Genomic DNA, 20,425 nt, shown 5'->3' on the forward strand with positions numbered 1-20,425 from the left:
GTAATAAACACCTCGCGAGGTAAACTCGCTCCCACCACAATATCAACAAAGTGCAGCACTGGTAGGAGGCGGTTTACCCGCCGAGCTGTTGGGTTTCAAACAAAAAGAATAAAACAGTCTACTTTGTAACATCGCGAGGTAAACTCGCTCCCACCACGACATCAACAAAGTGCAGCACTGGTAGGAAGCGGTTTACCCGCCGAGCTGCTTGGTCTATCAAACAAAAAGAATAAAACATCCTACTTTGTAACATCGCGAAGTAAATTCGCTCCCACCACGACATCAATAAAGTGCTGCACTGGTAGGAGGGGGTACCCGCCGAGCTGTGTGACTAGAGACGAACGTATGGTAATAATCAACAATGCGATAGGCTTTCTAGCACATGGATCCATTTACTGAAGTTTCTAGATTAAAGTTATAGTGATGAAGCGGGTTTGAAAAAACTCCATGCGATAAAACGGCTTATCTTATTACCTTGACCCATCTCTATTATTCTCACTTGTTCTGCTGCGACTTTTCTAATTTGCTTATGAAGCGGTTTTATATTGTCTTTATTAGAGATGAGAGATGTAAACCAGTAAATTTGCTCTTTGTACATGGCACTCTCAGCTATCATATTAAGCAAGAAGCGTTTTTCTCCACCTTCACACCATAGTTCTTGAGCTTGGCCGCCAAAGTTTAGTGAACTTTGTGGCGTTTTATTGAGGTTTCTCCATTTGCGCTGTGTTCCTTTGTTTGCTTCGGCTTCACTAGAATGAAAGGGCGGGTTACACATTGAAAAATGATAAAATTGGTTTGCTTTTATGATTGTCTTAAAAAATTGATTAGGCTGCTTTTGCTGAAGAACCTTTACTGGCAATTTATTTAATTCTGCGATGGTTTTAGCACATTTTACTGCAACAGGATTTATATCGGATGCTACAAAACGCCAGTTATATTCCCTTGAACCTAAGATGGGGTAGATCAAATTGGCACCGGTGCCAATATCTACGCCTTGAACTTTGTCAGGCAAATCACTGTCGTCGAGTAAATCTTTGAGTGCGTGAATGTAGTCTGCTCTGCCTGGCACGGGGGGGCATAAAAACTGTGGGGGGATATCCCAAACTTGGATATCGTAGTCTGATTTAAGCAATGCTTTATTTAACAGTTTCACGGCATCTGGGTTTGCGAAGTCGATACTTTTGATACCATCAGCTCGTTTGTAAGCAAAATCTTTTAAAGTGGGTTCGAGTGTTATGAGCTTATCGAGATCATAGCCAGAGTTATGCTTGTTTCTTGGATGCACGGGGTTCTTCGAATAAATAAAAAGATTATAACACTTTTAATCGAACTCTTAAGTCTTGAAGAAATACTTTATCTTAAAGACATACCAACTTTTGTATGCCTTGTTTTGGAGTTTACTTATCAACCACTCAACTGGTACGATGAGGAACAAACGTTTAAAAAATCAAAACAAAGAAATGGTAGAGCAAAAATCTCTGTTAGTAGATATAGAGGATGGGCACAAACTCCACCTCAGATATATAGCGAAACCCGGTAGTATTGGTCCTGTTGTATTCTTTATGCATGGTGCGGTCGAGAATGGTAAAATTTTCTACACTGAATCTAATAAAGGATTAGCCCCTTTTTTGGCTGAACATGGTTATCGTTGTTTTGTGGGTGATCTTCGTGGTCGAGGTGGAAGCACGCCAAAAATTGATTCAGAAGCGACTTACGGACAAACTGAATCAATTTTGTACGAAATTCCTGAAATGCTGAATTTTATCGAGCAATACACTGGCTCTAGAGCACAATATTGGGTTGGGCATTCTTGGGGGGGCGTATTGATGAATAGTGTTTTTGCACGCTTTCCAAGTGAAATTCAGCACGTGAAAGCTTGTGTCTATTTTGGTTCTAAGCGTAGCTTGTATAATAATCACCCCAGTAAATTACTTAAAGCAAACCTGTTATGGTTTAATGTTGCACATTACTACTCCAAAAAGTATGGTTATCTACCAGCGAAGAAGCTCGGTTGGGGAAGCGATGATGAGTCTTTAAAATCGCATGCTCAAAGTGCTGACTGGGCACAAAAGAATCCTTGGATAGATTCTGACGATGGCTTTGATTACTCCTCTGTTTTACAACATATAATGTTACCACCGACTTTGCACATAGCGGGAGTTAAAGATAAGGCGCTTGCACAACCTATTGATATTAAGGCTTTCATAAGTGAGTCAGGAAATGGGATCCAAGAGCTTAAGATTTATGGGAAAACACACGGTCATCAACATAATTATGGGCACATAGATATGTTAACCCATAAACATGCACGTGATGATCAATTTAAAGATTTGCTTGCGTGGTTTGATCGCTTTGCGGTTGGGGGATCATCTTCTCAATAAACCCTTCATAACGCTGCCACTTTTCTAGCGGTTGCGTACTGATTGGCTTTCTAACTTGGGCTTTGCTCAAGGTATGCACTGGCTTTTTAGACTTATGAAAGTCCAAGCATTCAGGTTCGTACTTTTGATACAAAAAGCCCAGACATTTCTTGATGGTTTTTTCTGGTTCAGCAATCAGTTGTTCGTAACTAAACGTGAAAATGTCCCTTTTCATAAATTGGTAAAAATGAGACATAAGGTCGCTTTGCGCTTGTGCATACAAGGCAAACTCACTTAAAGAGCAAAAATAAGGTTCACTTTCGGCGAAATGGTTACTGTATACTGACCAAGCTGTTGCTTTGAAATTGCGTGTTAAATGAATTACTCGCGCTTCGGGGAAGAGCTTGTGGATTAACCCCAGATTTTGAAAATTCGCTGGTAGCTTATTTATCACAACTTCTTCAGATACTCGATGTCGTTTTATTTCATCGACATAGAGAATGCGGCAATGATCTAACATCGAATTACTGAGTTGGTTTAAGCATGCGGGAAACTCGGCATTATTACGCATACTGAGATAGGGGACAATTTTGTCACTGATCACCGTATTCTCGCCAAGAGTTCCAATATTTGAGTGTTGCACCAACATTTGCTCAAGCAGCGTAGATCCTGTTCTTGGCAGACCAACAATAAATACCGGTGTAAATGTTGTTTTTACTTTATCACTGGGTTTATTAAAGAAAGATTGGCCACAATACTGTTTAATCGATTCAAAAAAAGGAAGCATATCTAGAGTGCGAAACTCACTCAAGGATAGCTGAGTTTCATTTGCTAGCGCAAAATGCTCCTGCGCGAGCTTGTAATCACCTAAACGTTCATGACATTTTGCTTTTGCATAGTAGACAACGGTTTTCAGTCTAGGGGTTTCAAACTCCTCCTCAAGTTTAGTTAATTGAATTAAATAGCTTGAGAGCGCGTTTGGTTTTGACATTTGTACGAGTTCATAAAGCATAAATGCAGTCACCGCGCTGTGTGGGCAGCTCAACCCAGCTTTAAAAACATTTTCTGCCTGCTCGATGAAGCCATAGTCTAGATAAAATTGGCCGAGTTGATAATGGGCTTGGGCATTATGTTTTGCCACGCTAAGCGTGTATTCAAGTACGGTTTTTGCGTCGACTGGTGAGCCAACCGCTAAAAAAGCGTCTGCTAATGCAAAAAGTGGCTCGAGCATTTTTGGCAGGTGTTCACAGGCTCTTTTTAAGTAGTAGATTGCATTATCATACTGCTCTAAACGCATACAGATACGACCTACTCCAAAAAGAGCTGCGCCATTTGTTGGTGATTGTTTTAAAACCGATTTGTACATAAACTCGGCTTCTCGAAGTTTGTTCTCTGCCAACAGCTCGTTGGCTCGCTGTAATAACAACATGTGCTAATAGAGTTACTTAATCAATTTTCAATAGAATAAAAATAAAAAGGCGAAATAGCTATTGCTAGTTCGCCTTTGTTTCTGGGTTACAGTAAAAGTTAGAACGTATATGTTGCTTTGACGTAGTAGAAGCCGCCATTTATACCGTATGGTGAGGTTTCGTAGTATTTGCCACCCCAGTTATTATTTGGAATGCCAGTTGCGTCATAAAAATCAAGTTCTTCAGGATCTTGGTCGAAAATATTATTGGCACCAACAGATAAGCTAATTGAATCTGTTGCAAAATAAGTTAACTCTGCATCGAACGTGATAGTTGCATCAGCTGTTTTAGCCGTTGCGTCATAATCTACGTGGACACCTTGATATTCACCGTAGTAGTTCATCCGAACAAAACCTGAAAAAGTATCCCACTGTTGGGACCAAGTTAGTGTGCCTCTGTGTTTTGGCAGGTCGTTTTCTAGGCGAGATACCTTGAAATCACCAGTAATTGCAGAAAACCGGTCTACTTCGGTTTCATTCCAGTTGTAGGCTGCACTGAAGGTCGCGTAACCTCCAAGCATGTCCATCGAGTAGTTACCTACCAAGTCGACCCCTTGAGTAGTGGTATCGAAGTCGTTTGTAAAGAAACTAACTTGAGCTAGATTATCTACATTTGGTACACCTGCCGCTTTAAGTGCCTCTTTATCAGCATCACTCAACACAATTTTTTCTGATTGACTCAAGCGATCAGTGACTTCTATGTTGTAGTAATCCAATGTGATAAACAGGTCACCAGAACGGTATACTGCGCCTAAAGTAAAGCTTTCTGACTCTTCAGGAGTCAACTCTGTACCACCTAGCTGCTCTGAGACAGGGTTAGTTGGTGGAAGTAATGCAGAGTCAACTAACACTCCGCTACTTAAGTTTGTTTGAACGTTAGAGACATTTGCTTGACCAACCGTTGGTGCCCTAAAACCGGTGCTTACCGAGCCACGTACAGAGAAGTCTTCGGTAATGTGATATTGACCAGTAATTTTGAAGTTGGTGGTTGAACCAAATGTATCGTAGTCTTCGTATCTTAGTGCCCATCCCATTAAAAAGTCTTCAGTAAATGGGGTTTCAATATCGATGTAAGCAGCGTAGTTACGACGAGTGTATTCTCCGGCTGCTGACGGTTTAAAGCCAGGGAAACCATTAGAACCAATACCAAAACCTTGCTGCGTAAGTGGGCCTGCTATAAATGATGCTTCATCGCCTGCAAGTACCTCAAAGGTTTCTTCATGCCATTCGAGACCAGCGGCAACATTCACGTCATATGCAAGATCAAAATCATAGCCTTTAGAAACATCAAAATTGAAATTCTTTTCTAGTTGTATGTACTTACCTGGGCTGAAATCCATTGGCGTGTCAGCACCAAGAGACGCGTTTACCGTATTGGTAATGAAATATCGAGATTCATTACGTCCCACTGAGCCACTTAAATCCCAGTAACCACCTTCCAAGAAGCCATCTTTAAACTCACCTTCAACACCTATAGTCAAAGAGGTGTCAGTAATGTTACCGCCAAAGTTTGGAGTAAAACCGCCAGGTAAGATTTCGTTAAAAGCGAAACAGTTGCGGCCCAACTCTGTATCGGCTGCAATTAATTGATAAGCTGGAATATTTTCAACGTTTCTGTCGGTCAGATTGACGACTGGACACTCAATACCAACACCAACGCCGTCTAGATCTCCGACAAGTAGAGTTTCTCCACCATCATTAGAGTACACGCCCGGACGGGTCTGAGGATTCCGATAGTAGAATCCCCCTTTAACATCACGCTCAGAGTAATTACCGAACATGTAGAAGCGCGCATTGTCGGTAACATCTACACCGACATTACCAAAGATACTAATATCATCTTTAATTTCTGGTGCGCCCCATATTTGCGCTGGATCACCAACTCCTTCGACTCCCGCACCGATGTATGCAGCAGCGTCTGGACGTTGAACACTTCTGCTTGTCGCATCAGCTTCCTTATATTGGAAGCTAAGATTTGCAAAGCCGTTATCGGTGAATGGCAAACCGACATTACCTTCTATAACTGTTGTGTCGCCATCCCCTTCATAATACTCGCCTTGGCGCACTGAGAAAGAACCTCCCTCACTTGCGTCTTTCAGTACGAAGTTCATTACACCAGCAATAGCATCTGAACCGTACTGTGCAGCAGCGCCATCACGAAGAACTTCAACCTGCTTTAGCGCAATACTTGGGATCACTGAAATGTCAGGACCTTGTGCACCGTCGTTAATACCGCCTCCAAGGAAAGCAATAACCGATGAGCGGTGACGACGCTTACCGTTTAATAGAATAAGCGTACTATCTGCTGGCAAGCCACGTAGGTTGGCTGGTCTTACTAAGGTTGCTGCATCGCTGATAGGGTTCGCATGCACGTTTAGTGATGGAACGGAACCTTTGAGCAACTCAAGCATATCTGAGCCCGCTGCTTTGGACATATCTTCTGCGCCGATGATATCGATTGGAACCGGCGACTCGCCAACAGAACGAGGCGCAGCCCTTGAACCGACTACAGCAATCTTTTCTATTTTCTCATCGACTTTGGGTTTATCGGCCTCTTCAGCTATGGCAGTTGTTGTAAGAAGTGATGTTGTTGCAGCTGACGCTAGCGCAAGGCGAATTGCACGGCGCAGCGTGTTACTATTTTGTTTCATCCTGTTTCCCCAGTTGATTGTTGTTGTCATACCAATAAAAAGGTCATTTATAATATTTTTACCTTTAATACACATATAATTTAATTTGCTATGTGTTGGCAAGCGCTTTTTTAAAATTAGCAGCGATTTAGAAAACTGCAACTTTCTGAATAACTTTTTGTTTCCGCTATAAAGAATGTCAAAACCCTAAATATAAGTTGTTGTTAAAGATGATGTTTTATGGCTTTTCTTTGGTTTCTCACATTAAGCTTAATTTGTTGCATATCTATGATGATAAAATAGCGGAGGAAGGTAACAGCGAATATTGAGTTTTTGTTTATTATTTAAGCATAATTAAAGCTCACGTCTTGGTTGCAGAGGTGTGATCGAGAATTCTAGCTATGTCGTGGGGAAATCATATTGAGTCGGGTATTTTATACAAAAAAATTACCCCTCTACATGGCTAGCACATATTTTTGTACTAATGGCTAATAGCTAAAAGCGCGTAAACTTTGATAGACTTGGGTTATCACTATTTTTGAGTTAATGAATGAAACTGATCAAAGTTGTTCACAAAGCACCGATGCGCGTTGCTCGGATCAGTAAACGCCGGCAGCAGATCAGATTACGCCGCGCTATGGTTGCGCTTAAATGTGCCCTTGAACAAGAAAAGCAAGAAACCAAAGAAATGCTTGAAATTTATAAGCGCTACACTTTGGGAAAAGCAGATAGGACTGAACTAAAGACTGCTAACGCACAACTTGTTGATATACTGAAAGGCCTTGGACTAGGCGTATTTGCGATTTTGCCTTTTGCTCCTATCACCATTCCAATTATTGTAAAAGTAGGCAGCTTAGTGGGGGTCGATGTGCTGCCAAGCTCCTTTAATTTGAAAAAAAAGCCGACAGATACCAAGAATTCGTGAATTTTCTTTTTAGGCTTGTTAATCTACGTAAGGACATTATAAATTTGAGGCCTACATGAACAATCTAGTCGTTCACTCTTCTATGGGTACACCCATTTCTCTTTTTTCCGCGACAGACCTAGTATCGTGGCAAGCAAAGCAATCAGAAACCGTTCAATTACTTATTAATACTGCAAAACTTCAGTCACAAAAAACGATTGTCATTCCTGCTTTAGGCTCTAATGAGGTTGAGCGAGTCATCGTTTTGATTGAAGAAGAGGGAGATTTTTGGGCTTTAGGCAATCTTGCTAAACAACTACCAAAAGGCACTTACACTCTAGATATTGCTGAGGAGCTGGTTGAAGCTAACGCTACTGCCTTTTTGCTCGGCGCATACCAGTTTGCCGCTTACAAAGAGCTTGCACCTATTGTTGCTAAGCTGGCTATTGCCAATGAGCAGACTTATCACAAAGTCAAAGCGACAGTTGAGTCGATAAACCTTGCTCGTGACTTAGTAAACACACCTGCTGCAGATATGATGCCACAGCATATGGCTGAAGTGATGTCAGAACTTGCTGAGCAATATGGTGCTGATTTTGATCAAATTGTTGGTGATGAATTACTAGAACAAAACTATCCGACTATTCATATGGTTGGTCGTGCCAGTGATAATGCGCCAAGATTATTAGGCTTACGGTGGGGAGATGATAAGCACCCTAAATTGACGCTTGTGGGCAAGGGAGTGTGCTTTGATTCTGGTGGACTTGACCTGAAACCTGCGTCTGGCATGCGCAATATGAAAAAAGACATGGGCGGCGCAGCCCATGTTATCGCACTTGCTAATATGATTATGGCAGCAAAGTTACCGGTGCGGTTACGCGTGCTTATCCCTGCGGTTGAGAATGCCGTTTCGCGTAATGCTTTTAGACCAGGAGATGTGATAAAAACACGTAAAGGTATCACCGTTGAAATAGACAATACTGACGCGGAAGGGCGATTGGTGCTTTGCGATGCGTTAGCAGAAGCACAAACGGAATCTCCAGCGCTTTTAGTCGATTTTGCTACGTTAACCGGTGCATGTCGCATTGCTTTGGGAACTGAGCTTCCTGGTTTTTACTCGACAGATCAAAAAATTGCTGCTGAGTTAATGGAAATAGGGCTGAGCAATGCCGATCCAGTTTGGCAGCTGCCGCTATTTGATCAATATAAAGCGTTATTTAAGAGTGATGTAGCTGATATTGCCAACTGTGGCTCAACGCCATTTGGTGGCTCTATTACTGCGGCACTTTACTTAAAAGAATTTGTTGAGCCTCAAACTACACCTTGGCTTCATTTCGATGTTATGGCGTGGAACTTAAGAGCACTTCCGGGTAGACCGGTCGGTGGTGAGGCGCTCGGATTGAGAACGATGTTCAGCTATCTCGAGAAAAAATTTAGCTAACTGCTTTATTTACCTGTTGTAAAAAAGCCCAGCGATGATTAAGCGCCTGGGCTTTTATTTATTAATTAAACGCTTTTTTCTGGAATATTTTCCAGTATTCCTTTCATTTGTTGCCAATACAGACCTACGCTTGCGATCTCTACTTTTTCTTCAGGAGAATGCGGAAACTTTATGGTTGGGCCAAAAGAAATCATATCCATATTTGGGTATGGCTCTTTAAATAGACCACACTCAAGGCCTGCATGGATCACCATTATATGCGGCTTCTCACCGTAGATAGATTCATACATATCACGGAATATCGCCAAAACTTGCGAGTTAGGATCTGGCTTCCAGCCGGGATAAGCTCCGCTAAATTCAATGTCGGCTGCGCTCAGTTCAGCGAGTGATCGTAGCATACCTTCGACATCACTTCGGCCTGAATCAATTAATGACCGGATCAAGCAAAGCACCTCAAGGTTTTTCTCTGAGGTTGAAATCACCCCCATATTAAGAGAGGTCTCAACAACTCCTTTTATATCATCGCTCATTCGAATAACGCCATTTGGGCAGGCGTTCAGTAATGCTAATACTTTGCTTTGGCTTTGTGTTGTGAGTGCTAAATGATGGTTATCGATGGTGTTGAGTGCAAAAGTGATCCCTGATTCAATAGCGCTAAGCTCTTGCTTTACTGTGGTTTCATATTGTTCAACTAGAGACTGAAATTGGTCAACCTTGCTGCTGTCAAAGCTTACCATGGCATAAGCTTCACGAGGGATCGCATTGCGTAGCGAGCCGCCTCTAATATCAATAAGTTTGAAGTCAAAATCTGCAATGTGGTGCTTTAAAAAACGTGCCAAAAGTTTGTTAGCATTTGCGCGTCCAGTATGTATGTCAACGCCTGAATGCCCGCCGCGTAAGCCTTTGAGAGAAAGCTCGAAAACTTGATGATGTGCAGGTATTGCTTCTCTTTCAAGCGGTAGCGTCATTGAGGCATCGACTCCTCCTGCACACCCCATGTAGATCTCGCCTTCTTGCTCAGAATCTGTGTTGAGTAAGATTTCACCGTCTAACCAGCCGGACTGCAAGCCAAAAGCACCACTCATCCCAGCTTCTTCATCAACGGTGAGCAATACTTCCAGTGGACCATGCTTGATGTCGTCTGCGTCCAGTACAGCAAGGCATGATGCCATACCAATACCATTATCAGCACCTAATGTAGTGCCGGTAGCAGTTACCCAACCATCATCAACAAATGGCTTGATAGGATCGGTAACAAAATCATGGGCAGTATCATCATTTTTCTGAGGCACCATATCAATATGTGCTTGCAGCACTACGGGTTTGCGGTTTTCCATACCAGCGGTTGCTGGCTTTTTAATGAACACATTACCAACTTCGTCACGGCGAACTGCTAGGCCTTTACTTTCGGCCCATTCAACAATGAAGCCTGCTAATGCTTCTTCATGTTTTGATGGGTGAGGGATAGCACAAATTTGGTCAAAGAATTTCCAAATGGCTTGAGGTTCTAATTGGCTGACTTCTGTATGCGCTTTAAGCACAGTGAACTCCTTGGGTGGATGGTAATAATGCAACAATGTTACCATCCACCCAAGGGCAAAATCGAGTTATTCAGGCCAGACTTTACCTAAGGAGTACGGCTTGAGTGTAAAATAGGCGATTACTGACCTCTACTTACCGCAACCGCAGGTGCAATTAACTCAAGTCCGGTTTTATCACAAGGAGGTAGGCTGGCATCAGAGCTGGCAATTGGGGTTACTCTATCACCCCATTTTAGATAGCTTGCGGCCCATGTTAAGCCTGCTCCAAACGCCGCTGACATGATATTTGCGTGTGGTTGGATCAAGCCATTTTCTACAGCTTCACATAGTGCAATCGCAATGGTTGCAGCAGATGTATTGCCGTATTTATCGATATTAACCATTACTTTATCGTCTGCGATTTCCAATCGACTTTGAATGGCTTGAATAATACGAAGATTTGCCTGATGAGGGATAAGTACATCAATATCATCTAACGATAGTGAAGCTTGTTTTAATACGTCATCACAAGCTTCACTCATGCCCTTTACGGCACGCTTAAAAATTTCACGGCCTTCAAACGACAGATCCGACGGCCCAGTACCCGCACAGCGATCCATGTCGGTACCATAATTTGGGATGTGAAGAATGCTGCGATCTGAGCTATCACACCCTGTTTTGGTACCAAGTAAGCCCGCTGGCTCCTCGCTCGCCTCCAAAACGACTGCACCAGCACCATCACCAAACAAAACTGCGCTGTCACGCTTTGCCCAGTTAACGTACCAAGTCATGCGTTCAGCGGCTACTACAACCGCTTTTTTGATCATGCCAGCTTGGATTTGAGCTGTGGCGTTTTGTAATGCGTACAAAAAGCCGGAGCACGCAGCGTTAGTGTCACATGCTGCCGCACCAACTGCGCCAATGTTTTTCTGTACCAAAGAAGCAGTGTTTGCAACCATGGTTGAAGGGGTACAAGTTGCAAGTAGCACCAAGTCAATATCTTTGCCATCTACACCAGCACAGGCCAGTGCATGTTGGCTTGCAACCGTAGCGAGATCTGCAGTGCTAACATGACTGACACGTCTAGCTCTGATCCCTGTTCTTGTGCTTATCCACTCGTCGTTTGTATCAACGACAGTACTTATTTCGTCATTACTAATGCTTGCTGGTGGAATACATTTCCCCCAGCCTGTGATTTTTGCGTAAACCATAGTGTCTCTTAATCTAATCCGACCAGTCGGCCAATTTTTTCATTTATACCAAATCCTTCATGGTATTGCCATAAAAGCGATACATGCCATCGACTAAGACGTGATTAACTGATATTAATCACAGTAATTTTAACTAAAATCGGTATAATTTTGATAAAACCGTCAAACTCAAACCATATGATGAACATTGCGTTTTCACCAAGCTCTGCATTGGGGCAACTTTTATTATTGCGCTCAGTGGCAATTGTTATACAAATACTGATGTTGCTATTTGCAGCGCTTGTATTTGGCAAGCAGTTTGACTTTGTTGCTGTGGTCGGTGTTGTGGCAGCTGAGTCGGTTTTTCAATTACTGAGTATCTACGCCTACCGCCATACTAAAGAGGCTGAGCCGATAGGTATGACGATGCAGCTGCTAGCAGATATTCTATTTTTGACTATTTTGCTGGATTTGACAGGGGGAGCTACCAATGCGTTTGTATCCCTTTTGGTTCTGCCAACAGTGATTGCTGCGGTAACAATACCGACGTTGAATATGTTAGTGGTATCGGCAAGTGCGATTGGTGCTTACGTTTATTTGTACATAAAAATGTCCCATGAGCATGTGCATCATATGGATATGTCGACACACCTACTAGGTATGTTGGTAAACTTTACTTTTACAATCATTGTTGTGGCAACCGTTGTGAGTTTATTGGTAAAGCAAAATCGTAAGAAAGAGCGAGCTATAGCGTCACTGCGAGAACAACAGCTACAGCAAGAACAAATTATTGCGTTAGGAAGCGCTGCTGCACAAGCGACGCATCAGCTAGCTACGCCTATTGCGCATTTGGCATTGTTACATGAGGAGTTAGATGAACTTTATCCTAATGAGCCATGTGTAGCGGACATGTCCGAGCCACTATTCCGTTGTAAGGAGCAGCTTGACGTATTCAGAGAGTTCACTGAGTATTTAAAGTCAGCATCAAAAATAACTATTACCATTGAACGCTTTGCTGAGCAGTTGAGCGAGCTAGTTAGCTTACAGTTTCCAAACCAACACTTTCATTTTGAATTAGAGAATCTCGAAGGGGAGTTAACCGATGATCCCATGCTCGCGCCTTCTATTTTGAATCTGATCAGTAATGGTGTTAGAGCGAACGAGCAAGCTGGTCAAGTTGATATCAAGATAAAGCTAAATTCAACAGACTCAGAACACCGTATTACGATCCTTGATAGTGGATTGGGCATAGATGAAGAAAAGCTCAAGCAGCTTGGACAGCATGTGGTGAATAGTGAGTCAGGATTAGGTATGGCTGTCCTTCTTAGTCACGCCACAATAGAGCGGCTTGGTGGACAATTAGCGATAGAAAATTGCATCTCAGGCGGAACAAAGTGCACTATCAAATTACCAAAGGTGAGAGATGAAATTATTACTCGTTGAAGATGATGTGCCATATGCACAAACGCTTATGCGTCGGCTAGAAAAACATGGGTTAACTGTTCAGCATGTCACAACTATAGATGAGATGTTAACAGCAGTTGATTCTTGCTCATTTGACTACTTTTTATTGGACATGAAACTGGATAAGGCAAACTCTGTTAATTTTATCGCCACAATCAAACAGCATCATCCATGCTCTAAAGTGGTACTGTTAACAGGCTATGCTAGTATTGCCACCGCGGTTGAAGCTATCAAACTTGGCGCAGATGATTACCTCACAAAACCAGCAAGCACAAGCTTGATTTTACAGACTTTATTGGGTGAAAAAACCGACAATCTTGAAGCCGAAATTATGTCTCCAGAGCGGCTTGAATGGGAACACATTCAACAGGTTTTAAAGGCGAATGACGGTAACATATCACAGACCGCACGTCAGCTAAATATGCACCGACGAACATTACAGAGGAAATTACAAAAGAAACCTGCTTATAAGTAAGTTTTCACATATACTGATTATTAACTAAACTGAAATATGCTGAGTCAGTCGATGATACTCTCATTTGAAGCATTGAATCTATGGGCTATTTTGCTTGCTGCGCTCTCGTCCTTCATGTTGGGCGGGATTTGGTATTCACCTGTGTTATTTCAAAAAACGTGGCTAGAGGGCTGTGGACTTACCGAGTTAGATTTACAAACAAGCGACCCAAAGATGACATTTGGTATGGCGTTTTTGTTATCGCTGCTAGCTAGCGTATTTATGGCGATGCTAATTGCACCATCATTTTCATTGATTGGTGCTACCGCCTTTGGAGCTGGAGTTGGGATCTGCTTTGTCGCGAGTGCCTTAGGAATAAGTTATATCTTTGAACAGCGTCCATTGAAGTTGTTTTTAGTCAACGGCGGCTACCATATGCTACAGTTCACACTTATCGCATTTGTGTTACGTATCATGAGTTAAAGGAAGATGGCAAAGCCAAACAAAAAAGGCCCAGTAAGAACAGTCGATATTTTTTGCGCCAGTTGCAAACAAAAGTTGTTTAAGTATCGTAAAGGAGGAAAAGGAAGCCTAGTGAAGTGTTTCAAAGAACGTATAAGTCAAGATTTTACAGCGGAGCAGACAAGCTGCCCAAGTTGTGGCAGTGTGTTTGCCCGTGATTCACTCGTTCGTGGAGCTCCTGCATTGAAAATCATTGGCGGAAAAGTCACATTCAAATAATGGCGCTAATGTTTTTTTAGTTCTCACTAAAAGACAGACAAATGTCCTGTCCTGATTTTTTTAGTTTGTTACTATCTCGCCGTTTGTCTTTGCTGTTTCAATGAATGAAAGCGACCCTTCCCATGGAACTGGGCCAGCCTATTGGGTCTTGCAAAATGGAAAAAACATGATCGATTTAATGTTCGATATTATAGGTATGAGCGGTACTTTCCTAGTCGTAGGTGCGTTCTTTATGTTGCAGCTTGAGAAAGCATCACCAGAGAGTTTAACCTACAATCTGATGAATTTAACTGGCGCGATTCTTTTGCTTATTAGCCTTTGCTATAACTTTAACTTAGCAAGCTTTGTTATTGAGCTATTTTGGATAGCAGCTTCGCTTATAGGCTTGTTTAAGTATTTTAAAGCTAAAAAGGTAGCAGCAGCCTAAAAGAAAAGATTAATCAAAAACTTGCGTAGTAGCAAAGAGCAAGTATTATTAAGTTAATCATATGCTGCTACGTAGGTTAGATTACTCTAACGCTACGAGTGAAGTGTGGGAACATAGAGCTCGTAATATATGAAAAATTTAAGTGCCTTAATTAAAGTTGCGCTGTTTATAACTCCTCTTACCGCTGTCGCAGAGCAAGAAGCGACAAGTTCAGATCTCTATCAACTCTCATTTGAAGAGTTGCTGAATGTTAATGTCTCAATAGCCACGAAAACCGATGAGACTAGAGCTTCAGTCCCATCTAGCATTACAGTATTCAACTCAGAACAGATAAATAGTTTAGGTGTTGATAATGTATATGATTTGATGAATTTCGTGCCTGGGTTTCAATCGACGCGAGGTGATTGGGTCGGCGCTGTACCAAAAGAGCATACCCGTGGGGTGTATTTAGATACGGGGCATGTGTTGGTGATGATTGATGGGCAGCGACTGAATGAGTCATCTTTTGGTAAAGCGTCCGTCTATACGCCGTTCATTCCTATTGATATTGTGTATAAAGTTGAATTTATCCGAGGCCCCGGCTCTGCGCTTTATGGTAGTAATGCTTTTCTTGGTGTTATGAATGTGATAACCAAAAAGCAAAGTAACCAGTTGTCTATTGGATACGCAGAGCATGGCGGTGTTCAGGCTGCAATAAATCTATCTACACAACTAGCTGATGAGAGTGAACTTTACGCTAACGTCGGGTTCAATAAACGCTCTGGAGAGGACTACTTTTCTGGTACCGTTAAGGATCCTTTGGAGTCACTATTCATTACGGTAGGTGGGAAAGCACAAGCGCTGAGCTGGCAAATTCGATATAACCGAACTCAACTTGATGAATTTCTTAACTTAGCGCGTTATTCTCGTGAAAATGAGCACAAAAGCGAAAATTATGCCGCGATATTAGCTTATCAATCGCAACTCTCAGAGCGACTAAAATTAACACACACCGTGAGCTTTATCGAACATAATATTGACAGTGCTGGGCTGATCGTTACCGCTGATGAAATAGGGATCACGCAAGGAGGGGACTTTTTAGTTGGACCTGCTTGGCAGTCAAAGGATTTAACCTACAACTTAGATGGTGATTTTGAACAGAGTAACACATTGCACTGGAACTTTGGTATTGAACTGTCAGAGGAAGAACAAAGCAAAGCAGGAGTCAGAACAACTTATTATGATCAAACTGTAGGCGATATTGTTATATATAATCGTAATTATCTAGGTGGTGTTCGGACTATCATGGAATATGCGCCATTTTACCCGTTACTTCAAGATTTTGACTCATATGCAGGCTATGTTCAGTCCAAATATCTTTTTAACGATAGACTTAGTATGTTTGCTGGAGTTCGCTATGACGAAGTCAAAGATATTGATGATAAGCTCTCACCAAGGCTTGCTTTTGTATATAGCTATAACAGTGTAAATACGCTGAAGCTACAGTACGGCGAGTCATTCCGCACGCCTGTCAGTAATGAATTGAACTCTAATGATGATGTGACGACGGGGAATTCAAATTTAACGTCAGAGTATGTAAAAACAACAGAGCTTGTTTGGCACTATCAAGACGAGTCTAAGCAGTTTGATGTCGTGTTGTTTGATAACGAATTGGAAGACTTCATTAATTTAGTGCCAATAGATGATGAACAGGCAGAGTTCACTTTTGACAATGTCTTCGAGACCAGCATGCAAGGTATTGAGATCAATGCCAATATAAACTTAAGTAGTACTACTTGGGTTCAAGCTGCGTACACACAGTTATTTGATGAGCCATTAAATGGTAGCTTTAAAAAGTTTTCGGCGCTTGCCTTTACGTACAAAAAAGAGTCCGTGGAAGTGACGTTGAACGCAATTTGGCGTGATAGCACATTTATGTCAGCACCACCTGAATCGCCAATTGACGATTTTGAGCAACCGAGTTACTACTTAATTGGCGGCACAGCTTCTTTTCACCTAGATGACAGCGCTAAAATTCAACTGAAAGCAGAAAATTTATTCGATAAAAAGTTTACAGTATTTGACCCCCGACTCATTGATGGTCATGTGCCACAACAGGGGCGGAACTTATCTATCCAATATATTAAAAACTTTAATTAATCTAATACCAATTTGACTTAGTGCTTGCTCAATTTGAAGGGGTAAATTGACGCTAACAGCGTTAAAATTTCTTATTTAGAACCACTAAATAGCAAAATTTTTGTCTTGCCTACACTGAGGTAGGTACCTTGGCGATAGCAGGACGCGGTAGCGGGGTTATCGACAAGATTTTCTCGCCTCAAAATAGACCACTTAATTAAGAGAATTGGTAAAAGATAGAGAGAATTAGCAAGAAAGGGCTGTGTTAAAAGTACAAAAGTGCCACCAGTCTGGTGGCACTTTTGTTATCTCTTAAAAGAAAGTGTAATCAACACGGAGGCTAATTGTACGACCGTTGAGGTAGTTAATGTATTCTTGAGCTGCCGAGTTATTGGCATTTCTCGAGCGTGCACGCATGTATGTTGCAGTTTCTTTATCAAATAAGTTGTTGACGAATACGCTAAGTTTTAAGCTATCGCTTAACTGAATACGTCCAGACACATTAAATACGCTATACGCTGGTGTCTTATCTTCATCACGAACGTTGAAGTGGGTTTTATATTCATCATAGAAAGAGTATTCACCTCGGATGTAAGCATCTTTACCGAATAATTGAATATTTTGATCAAGCGCGAGGTACGCATTCCACTCCGGTACCATTGTCATTTTATCACCAGCACTTGCTGAGATAGACTCATTATCTTGTGTGATCTCAGAGCTTGTATATGACGTGTTGAATGACATCGTTAGGTCGTCAGTTAAACGAGCTGTTGACTCAAATTCGAAACCTTCAGACTTTGCTTCACCACCGTTAGCTGTGTATGAGAAACCACAAGTGTCCATGTATACCGAGGTTTTTATGTCTGTCCAATCAATACGGTAGACTGCCGCTGAGAAGTCGACCTTTCTGTCAAGTACGCTTGCTTTAAAGCCCAGCTCATAGTTTTCGATAGCATCAGACGTGTAACGGTCTTTACGGTTTTTAGCAAGTGGATCTGCCTCACATGATGCTGCTAATGGACCGTTGTTACCACCTGGTCGATATCCTTCTGAATATAAGCCGTATACAGACATTTCTTCAGTCGGACGGTAAGAAACACTAAACTTATAACGATTACCTGACTCTTCACCGCTTAAGTTATCTTCAGAAGTAGCCCAAATACCTTCCTGTGTATAGTGAGAGCCATCTTTAAGCTCAAAGCGACGAACGCCACCATTTACCTCAAGGCTACCAGAGTCCCCTAAATCAAATTCGTATGCAACATCAGCGAAGAAAGCAAGCTCTTCGGTGTAGTCACGAATATTCGTAAGATTCCAGTTGTTTTGTGGATTGCCAAACGTATCTATACCTATTTGAGTGGCATCTGCACCCCACCAGTTCAATGCGAGTGCTGATACTTTGTCGCCTTTTTCATGATATTGATTTTGATAGTTCGGATCGAAGCCGTACTCTACTTCATCATAGTAAGCACCGATAGTCCAAGATAGAGGCGAATTTATATCAATATTTTGGAAACGTAGCTGATGAGTCACGCGCTCATATTTACGATGATCAATGATCCAAGTACGGAACATATCTGACGCGTCTAAACGGCTCCATGAAGTCTGAATACTATCTTCTTCATAGGTGCGATGAGAGCCCGCATAAGTTAATGAAGCAATATCGAAGAAGTTGTCATCCTGAATATTGATGGTGAAAAGGTCATTTGTTGCGTCAGACCATGGATCCATTAAGTCCCAAATTTGGTATTTTTGTGGTACACCTTTGTTAGCAATAGGCGCACTGCCGGCGTTACATTGTGGACGCTCAGCAGTTTCAGGACAAGAAACCTTAAAGAAGTCAACATCATACCCGTAATCCGCTTCTTCATTTGCAGTCAAGCTATAGTCCCAGTAATAACCAGGTGTAGAGCGATCGCCTGTTGTTGTGCCTGTATCGCTGAAAGTTGTATGGGCATAACCTAGAGTAACAGAAGTTTCAGGATCAACTTGCCATAACAGTTGGCCACGGATGAAGCCTCTATCAGCATTTCCTTGAACGCCGGTATTCATGTTTACCATTTGGTAACGTTCATGCTCTGTATTACCACTGACTCGCAGTGCTAATGTATCGTCAACAAGAGGAATGTTAACGCCCATTGAAATGTTGCGGTGCAGGCCATCAACATCTTTTTCACTTCCAATTTGTGTTGACGCGAAAAATTCAAACTCATCAAGCACTGGCTTTTTGGTGATTATCCTCACGGTACCACCGATGGCATTCGAGCCATAAAGTGTACCCTGTGGCCCACGCAGTACTTCCACTCGTTCTACGTCGTTTAGATTTTCAAACGTGAAAGGAACATCATCCACAAATACACTAGTGGTATCAGGAAATGCTGTGTTACCTCCACTGAGGCCACGTAAAATAAGCTGGCCTCTAGGGGAGGCTGCGCCAGCGAGGGTTCTGTAGAAATCTTCAGCTGATACTAAGTTACGATCAGCGATGTCCATTGATGAGATAGTAGAAACCTGCATCGGGATCTCAATGATAGTTTCCTCTTTGCGGCGAGAGGTTACGGTAATCTTTTCGATTTGTTCATTGGCACCGTCATCAGACTGTGTTTCGGCGGTGGCGTAAAAGCTAGATGATGCAGCTAGCATGCTAAGACAAATAGTGCTCTTAGCAAATGGTATTTTACCCAGTGGTTTCATTGTGATTTCCTTTATTATTTTTATGTGAAATAAGCAATAGTACCGATATTTATACTATTGTCTTATTATCAATAGCAGGTAAAAATAATTTATTAATGTAAATTATTCAAGTTTAATGTAACTTTATTTTTTCCTAGGTGTATTGGGAACATGTTAAGTTTATAATGCAAATAAGGTTTTTATCGGGCTGGTAAGGGTAAAAATATGGAATTGGCTGAAGAACTAGTTAAATTTGGAATATTTAATTCGACAAAGCCGCTATTGATAGGAGTCTCTGGTATTCAAGGGTTGGGAAAATCGACACTGAGCCAGGCGCTGTGTAAACAGTTAACAGGATCTGCGATTGTTTCTGAGCATGTTTCTCTTGATGATTTTTACCTAGACCCTGAGGAGCGGGCGATCCTAGCTTCGCAAAGACACTCACTATTTCAGCAAAGAGGATTGCCGGGAACACATGATGTGGCTCTACTACAGGAAGTTATCTCCCAGTTTAAACAAGGAAGAGCGATAACCCTTCCGGTATTTGACAAGTCAATAGACAGAAAAATACCAAAATCACAATGGCGAACTGTAGCTGCTGGACTTCAGGTACTGATTATTGAAGGTTGGTGCATTGGACAAGTCCCACAGCAGCATAACCAGTTAGTATTACCAGTTAATCGCTTTGAGCGGCAATACGATGCAGATGGAGCATTTCGTCTACAAGTAAATGAAATTTTACATCAACAGTATCAACCTATTTTTTCACAAATAGACACGTTAATTTATTTGAATGGGCTGAGCTTTGATAGGGTATATCGTTGGCGATTACAACAAGAGCATATGCTAAAAGCGATGACGGGAAAAGGGATGGGAGATGATGAAGTTGCGCGATTTATCCAGCCCTTTCAACGCTTGTCTGAATGGGGGATATTAAGCCTCCCTAACACCGCTGATATTGAGGTTAAGCTGGGAGAAAATAGGGAAGTGCTTGAGATAAAAACAAAGCTCGGCAATTAACCGAGCTTAGACTGC

The 20,425-nt window shown here is 41.9% G+C and carries 16 protein-coding genes; 10 read left to right on the forward strand and 6 right to left on the reverse strand.

Features of this window, described 5'->3' with window-relative positions; translation table 11 throughout:
* Nucleotides 1–415: 415 nt before the first annotated feature.
* Entirely contained in the window at nt 416–1,285 is an 870-nt protein-coding gene (gene rlmF, locus EAG18_RS12775) for a 23S rRNA (adenine(1618)-N(6))-methyltransferase RlmF (RefSeq protein ID WP_125252773.1), read from the reverse strand.
* 175 nt (nt 1,286–1,460) lie between these two features.
* Between rlmF and EAG18_RS12780 the strand changes: the two genes are divergently transcribed.
* Nucleotides 1,461–2,381 (forward strand): alpha/beta hydrolase, encoded by a 921-nt coding sequence (locus EAG18_RS12780; protein WP_125252823.1) that lies wholly within the window; start codon nt 1,461–1,463, stop codon nt 2,379–2,381.
* On the opposite strand, the gene EAG18_RS12785 is transcribed toward EAG18_RS12780, so the two are convergent.
* Both EAG18_RS12785 and EAG18_RS12790 read right to left on the reverse strand, forming a co-directional pair.
* The gene (locus EAG18_RS12785; protein ID WP_125252774.1) at nt 2,323–3,789 is read right to left on the reverse strand and encodes a sulfotransferase; all 1,467 of its coding nucleotides are present in this window, start codon (nt 3,787–3,789) and stop codon (nt 2,323–2,325) included. The genes EAG18_RS12780 and EAG18_RS12785 overlap by 59 nt on opposite strands.
* A 98-nt stretch (nt 3,790–3,887) precedes the next feature.
* Nucleotides 3,888–6,479 (reverse strand): TonB-dependent receptor, encoded by a 2,592-nt coding sequence (locus EAG18_RS12790; RefSeq protein WP_125252775.1) that lies wholly within the window; start codon nt 6,477–6,479, stop codon nt 3,888–3,890.
* A gap of 529 nt (nt 6,480–7,008) precedes the next feature.
* On the opposite strand from EAG18_RS12790, the gene EAG18_RS12800 reads away from it, so the two are divergent.
* Both EAG18_RS12800 and EAG18_RS12805 read left to right on the forward strand, forming a co-directional pair.
* The gene (locus tag EAG18_RS12800) at nt 7,009–7,383 is read left to right on the forward strand and encodes a hypothetical protein (protein WP_125252776.1); all 375 of its coding nucleotides are present in this window, start codon (nt 7,009–7,011) and stop codon (nt 7,381–7,383) included.
* Nucleotides 7,384–7,438: 55 nt separating this feature from the next.
* Complete coding sequence (locus EAG18_RS12805; RefSeq protein ID WP_125252777.1) at nt 7,439–8,803, forward strand: leucyl aminopeptidase family protein; 1,365 nt, start codon at nt 7,439–7,441, stop codon at nt 8,801–8,803.
* Between the two features lie 65 nt (nt 8,804–8,868).
* Here EAG18_RS12805 and EAG18_RS12810 read toward each other — a convergent pair whose 3' ends face one another.
* Together EAG18_RS12810 and EAG18_RS12815 are read right to left on the reverse strand one after the other, a co-directional pair.
* Nucleotides 8,869–10,344, reverse strand: coding sequence for an aminoacyl-histidine dipeptidase (locus tag EAG18_RS12810; protein ID WP_125252778.1), 1,476 nt, complete (start codon nt 10,342–10,344; stop codon nt 8,869–8,871).
* Nucleotides 10,345–10,463: 119 nt separating this feature from the next.
* Nucleotides 10,464–11,534, reverse strand: coding sequence for a ketoacyl-ACP synthase III (locus EAG18_RS12815; RefSeq protein WP_125252779.1), 1,071 nt, complete (start codon nt 11,532–11,534; stop codon nt 10,464–10,466).
* A 150-nt stretch (nt 11,535–11,684) separates the two neighbouring features.
* Here EAG18_RS12815 and EAG18_RS12820 point away from each other — a divergent pair, with 150 nt between their 5' ends.
* The 6 genes from EAG18_RS12820 to EAG18_RS12845 all read left to right on the forward strand — a co-directional run bounded on the left by EAG18_RS12820 (nt 11,685) and on the right by EAG18_RS12845 (nt 16,738).
* Nucleotides 11,685–12,956 carry an ATP-binding protein gene (locus tag EAG18_RS12820; protein WP_225740809.1) on the forward strand — a complete coding sequence of 424 codons (1,272 nt, stop codon included), beginning with the start codon at nt 11,685–11,687 and terminating at the stop codon, nt 12,954–12,956.
* Nucleotides 12,937–13,452 (forward strand): response regulator, encoded by a 516-nt coding sequence (locus EAG18_RS12825; RefSeq protein ID WP_125252780.1) that lies wholly within the window; start codon nt 12,937–12,939, stop codon nt 13,450–13,452. Before EAG18_RS12820 ends, EAG18_RS12825 begins: the two co-directional genes overlap by 20 nt.
* 51 nt (nt 13,453–13,503) lie before the next feature.
* Nucleotides 13,504–13,914, forward strand: coding sequence for a DUF1761 domain-containing protein (locus EAG18_RS12830; RefSeq protein WP_125252781.1), 411 nt, complete (start codon nt 13,504–13,506; stop codon nt 13,912–13,914).
* A 6-nt stretch (nt 13,915–13,920) separates the two neighbouring features.
* Entirely contained in the window at nt 13,921–14,172 is a 252-nt protein-coding gene (locus EAG18_RS12835; RefSeq protein ID WP_125252782.1) for a hypothetical protein, read from the forward strand.
* 166 nt (nt 14,173–14,338) lie between these two features.
* Nucleotides 14,339–14,599 (forward strand): hypothetical protein, encoded by a 261-nt coding sequence (locus EAG18_RS12840; protein ID WP_125252825.1) that lies wholly within the window; start codon nt 14,339–14,341, stop codon nt 14,597–14,599.
* Nucleotides 14,600–14,728: 129 nt separating this feature from the next.
* Nucleotides 14,729–16,738 carry a TonB-dependent receptor gene (locus EAG18_RS12845; protein ID WP_125252783.1) on the forward strand — a complete coding sequence of 670 codons (2,010 nt, stop codon included), beginning with the start codon at nt 14,729–14,731 and terminating at the stop codon, nt 16,736–16,738.
* A 291-nt stretch (nt 16,739–17,029) separates the two neighbouring features.
* On the opposite strand, the gene EAG18_RS12850 is transcribed toward EAG18_RS12845, so the two are convergent.
* Complete coding sequence (locus EAG18_RS12850; protein ID WP_125252784.1) at nt 17,030–19,411, reverse strand: TonB-dependent receptor; 2,382 nt, start codon at nt 19,409–19,411, stop codon at nt 17,030–17,032.
* A 204-nt stretch (nt 19,412–19,615) separates the two neighbouring features.
* Between EAG18_RS12850 and EAG18_RS12855 the strand changes: the two genes are divergently transcribed.
* A complete protein-coding gene (locus EAG18_RS12855; protein ID WP_125252785.1) occupies nt 19,616–20,410 on the forward strand; it encodes a kinase in 795 nt (264 codons plus the stop codon).
* Nucleotides 20,411–20,425: the final 15 nt, after the last annotated feature.

Origin of the sequence: Pseudoalteromonas sp. J010 (assembly GCF_003934235.1) — a bacterium.
Classification (GTDB): Bacteria; Pseudomonadota; Gammaproteobacteria; order Enterobacterales; family Alteromonadaceae; genus Pseudoalteromonas; species Pseudoalteromonas peptidolytica.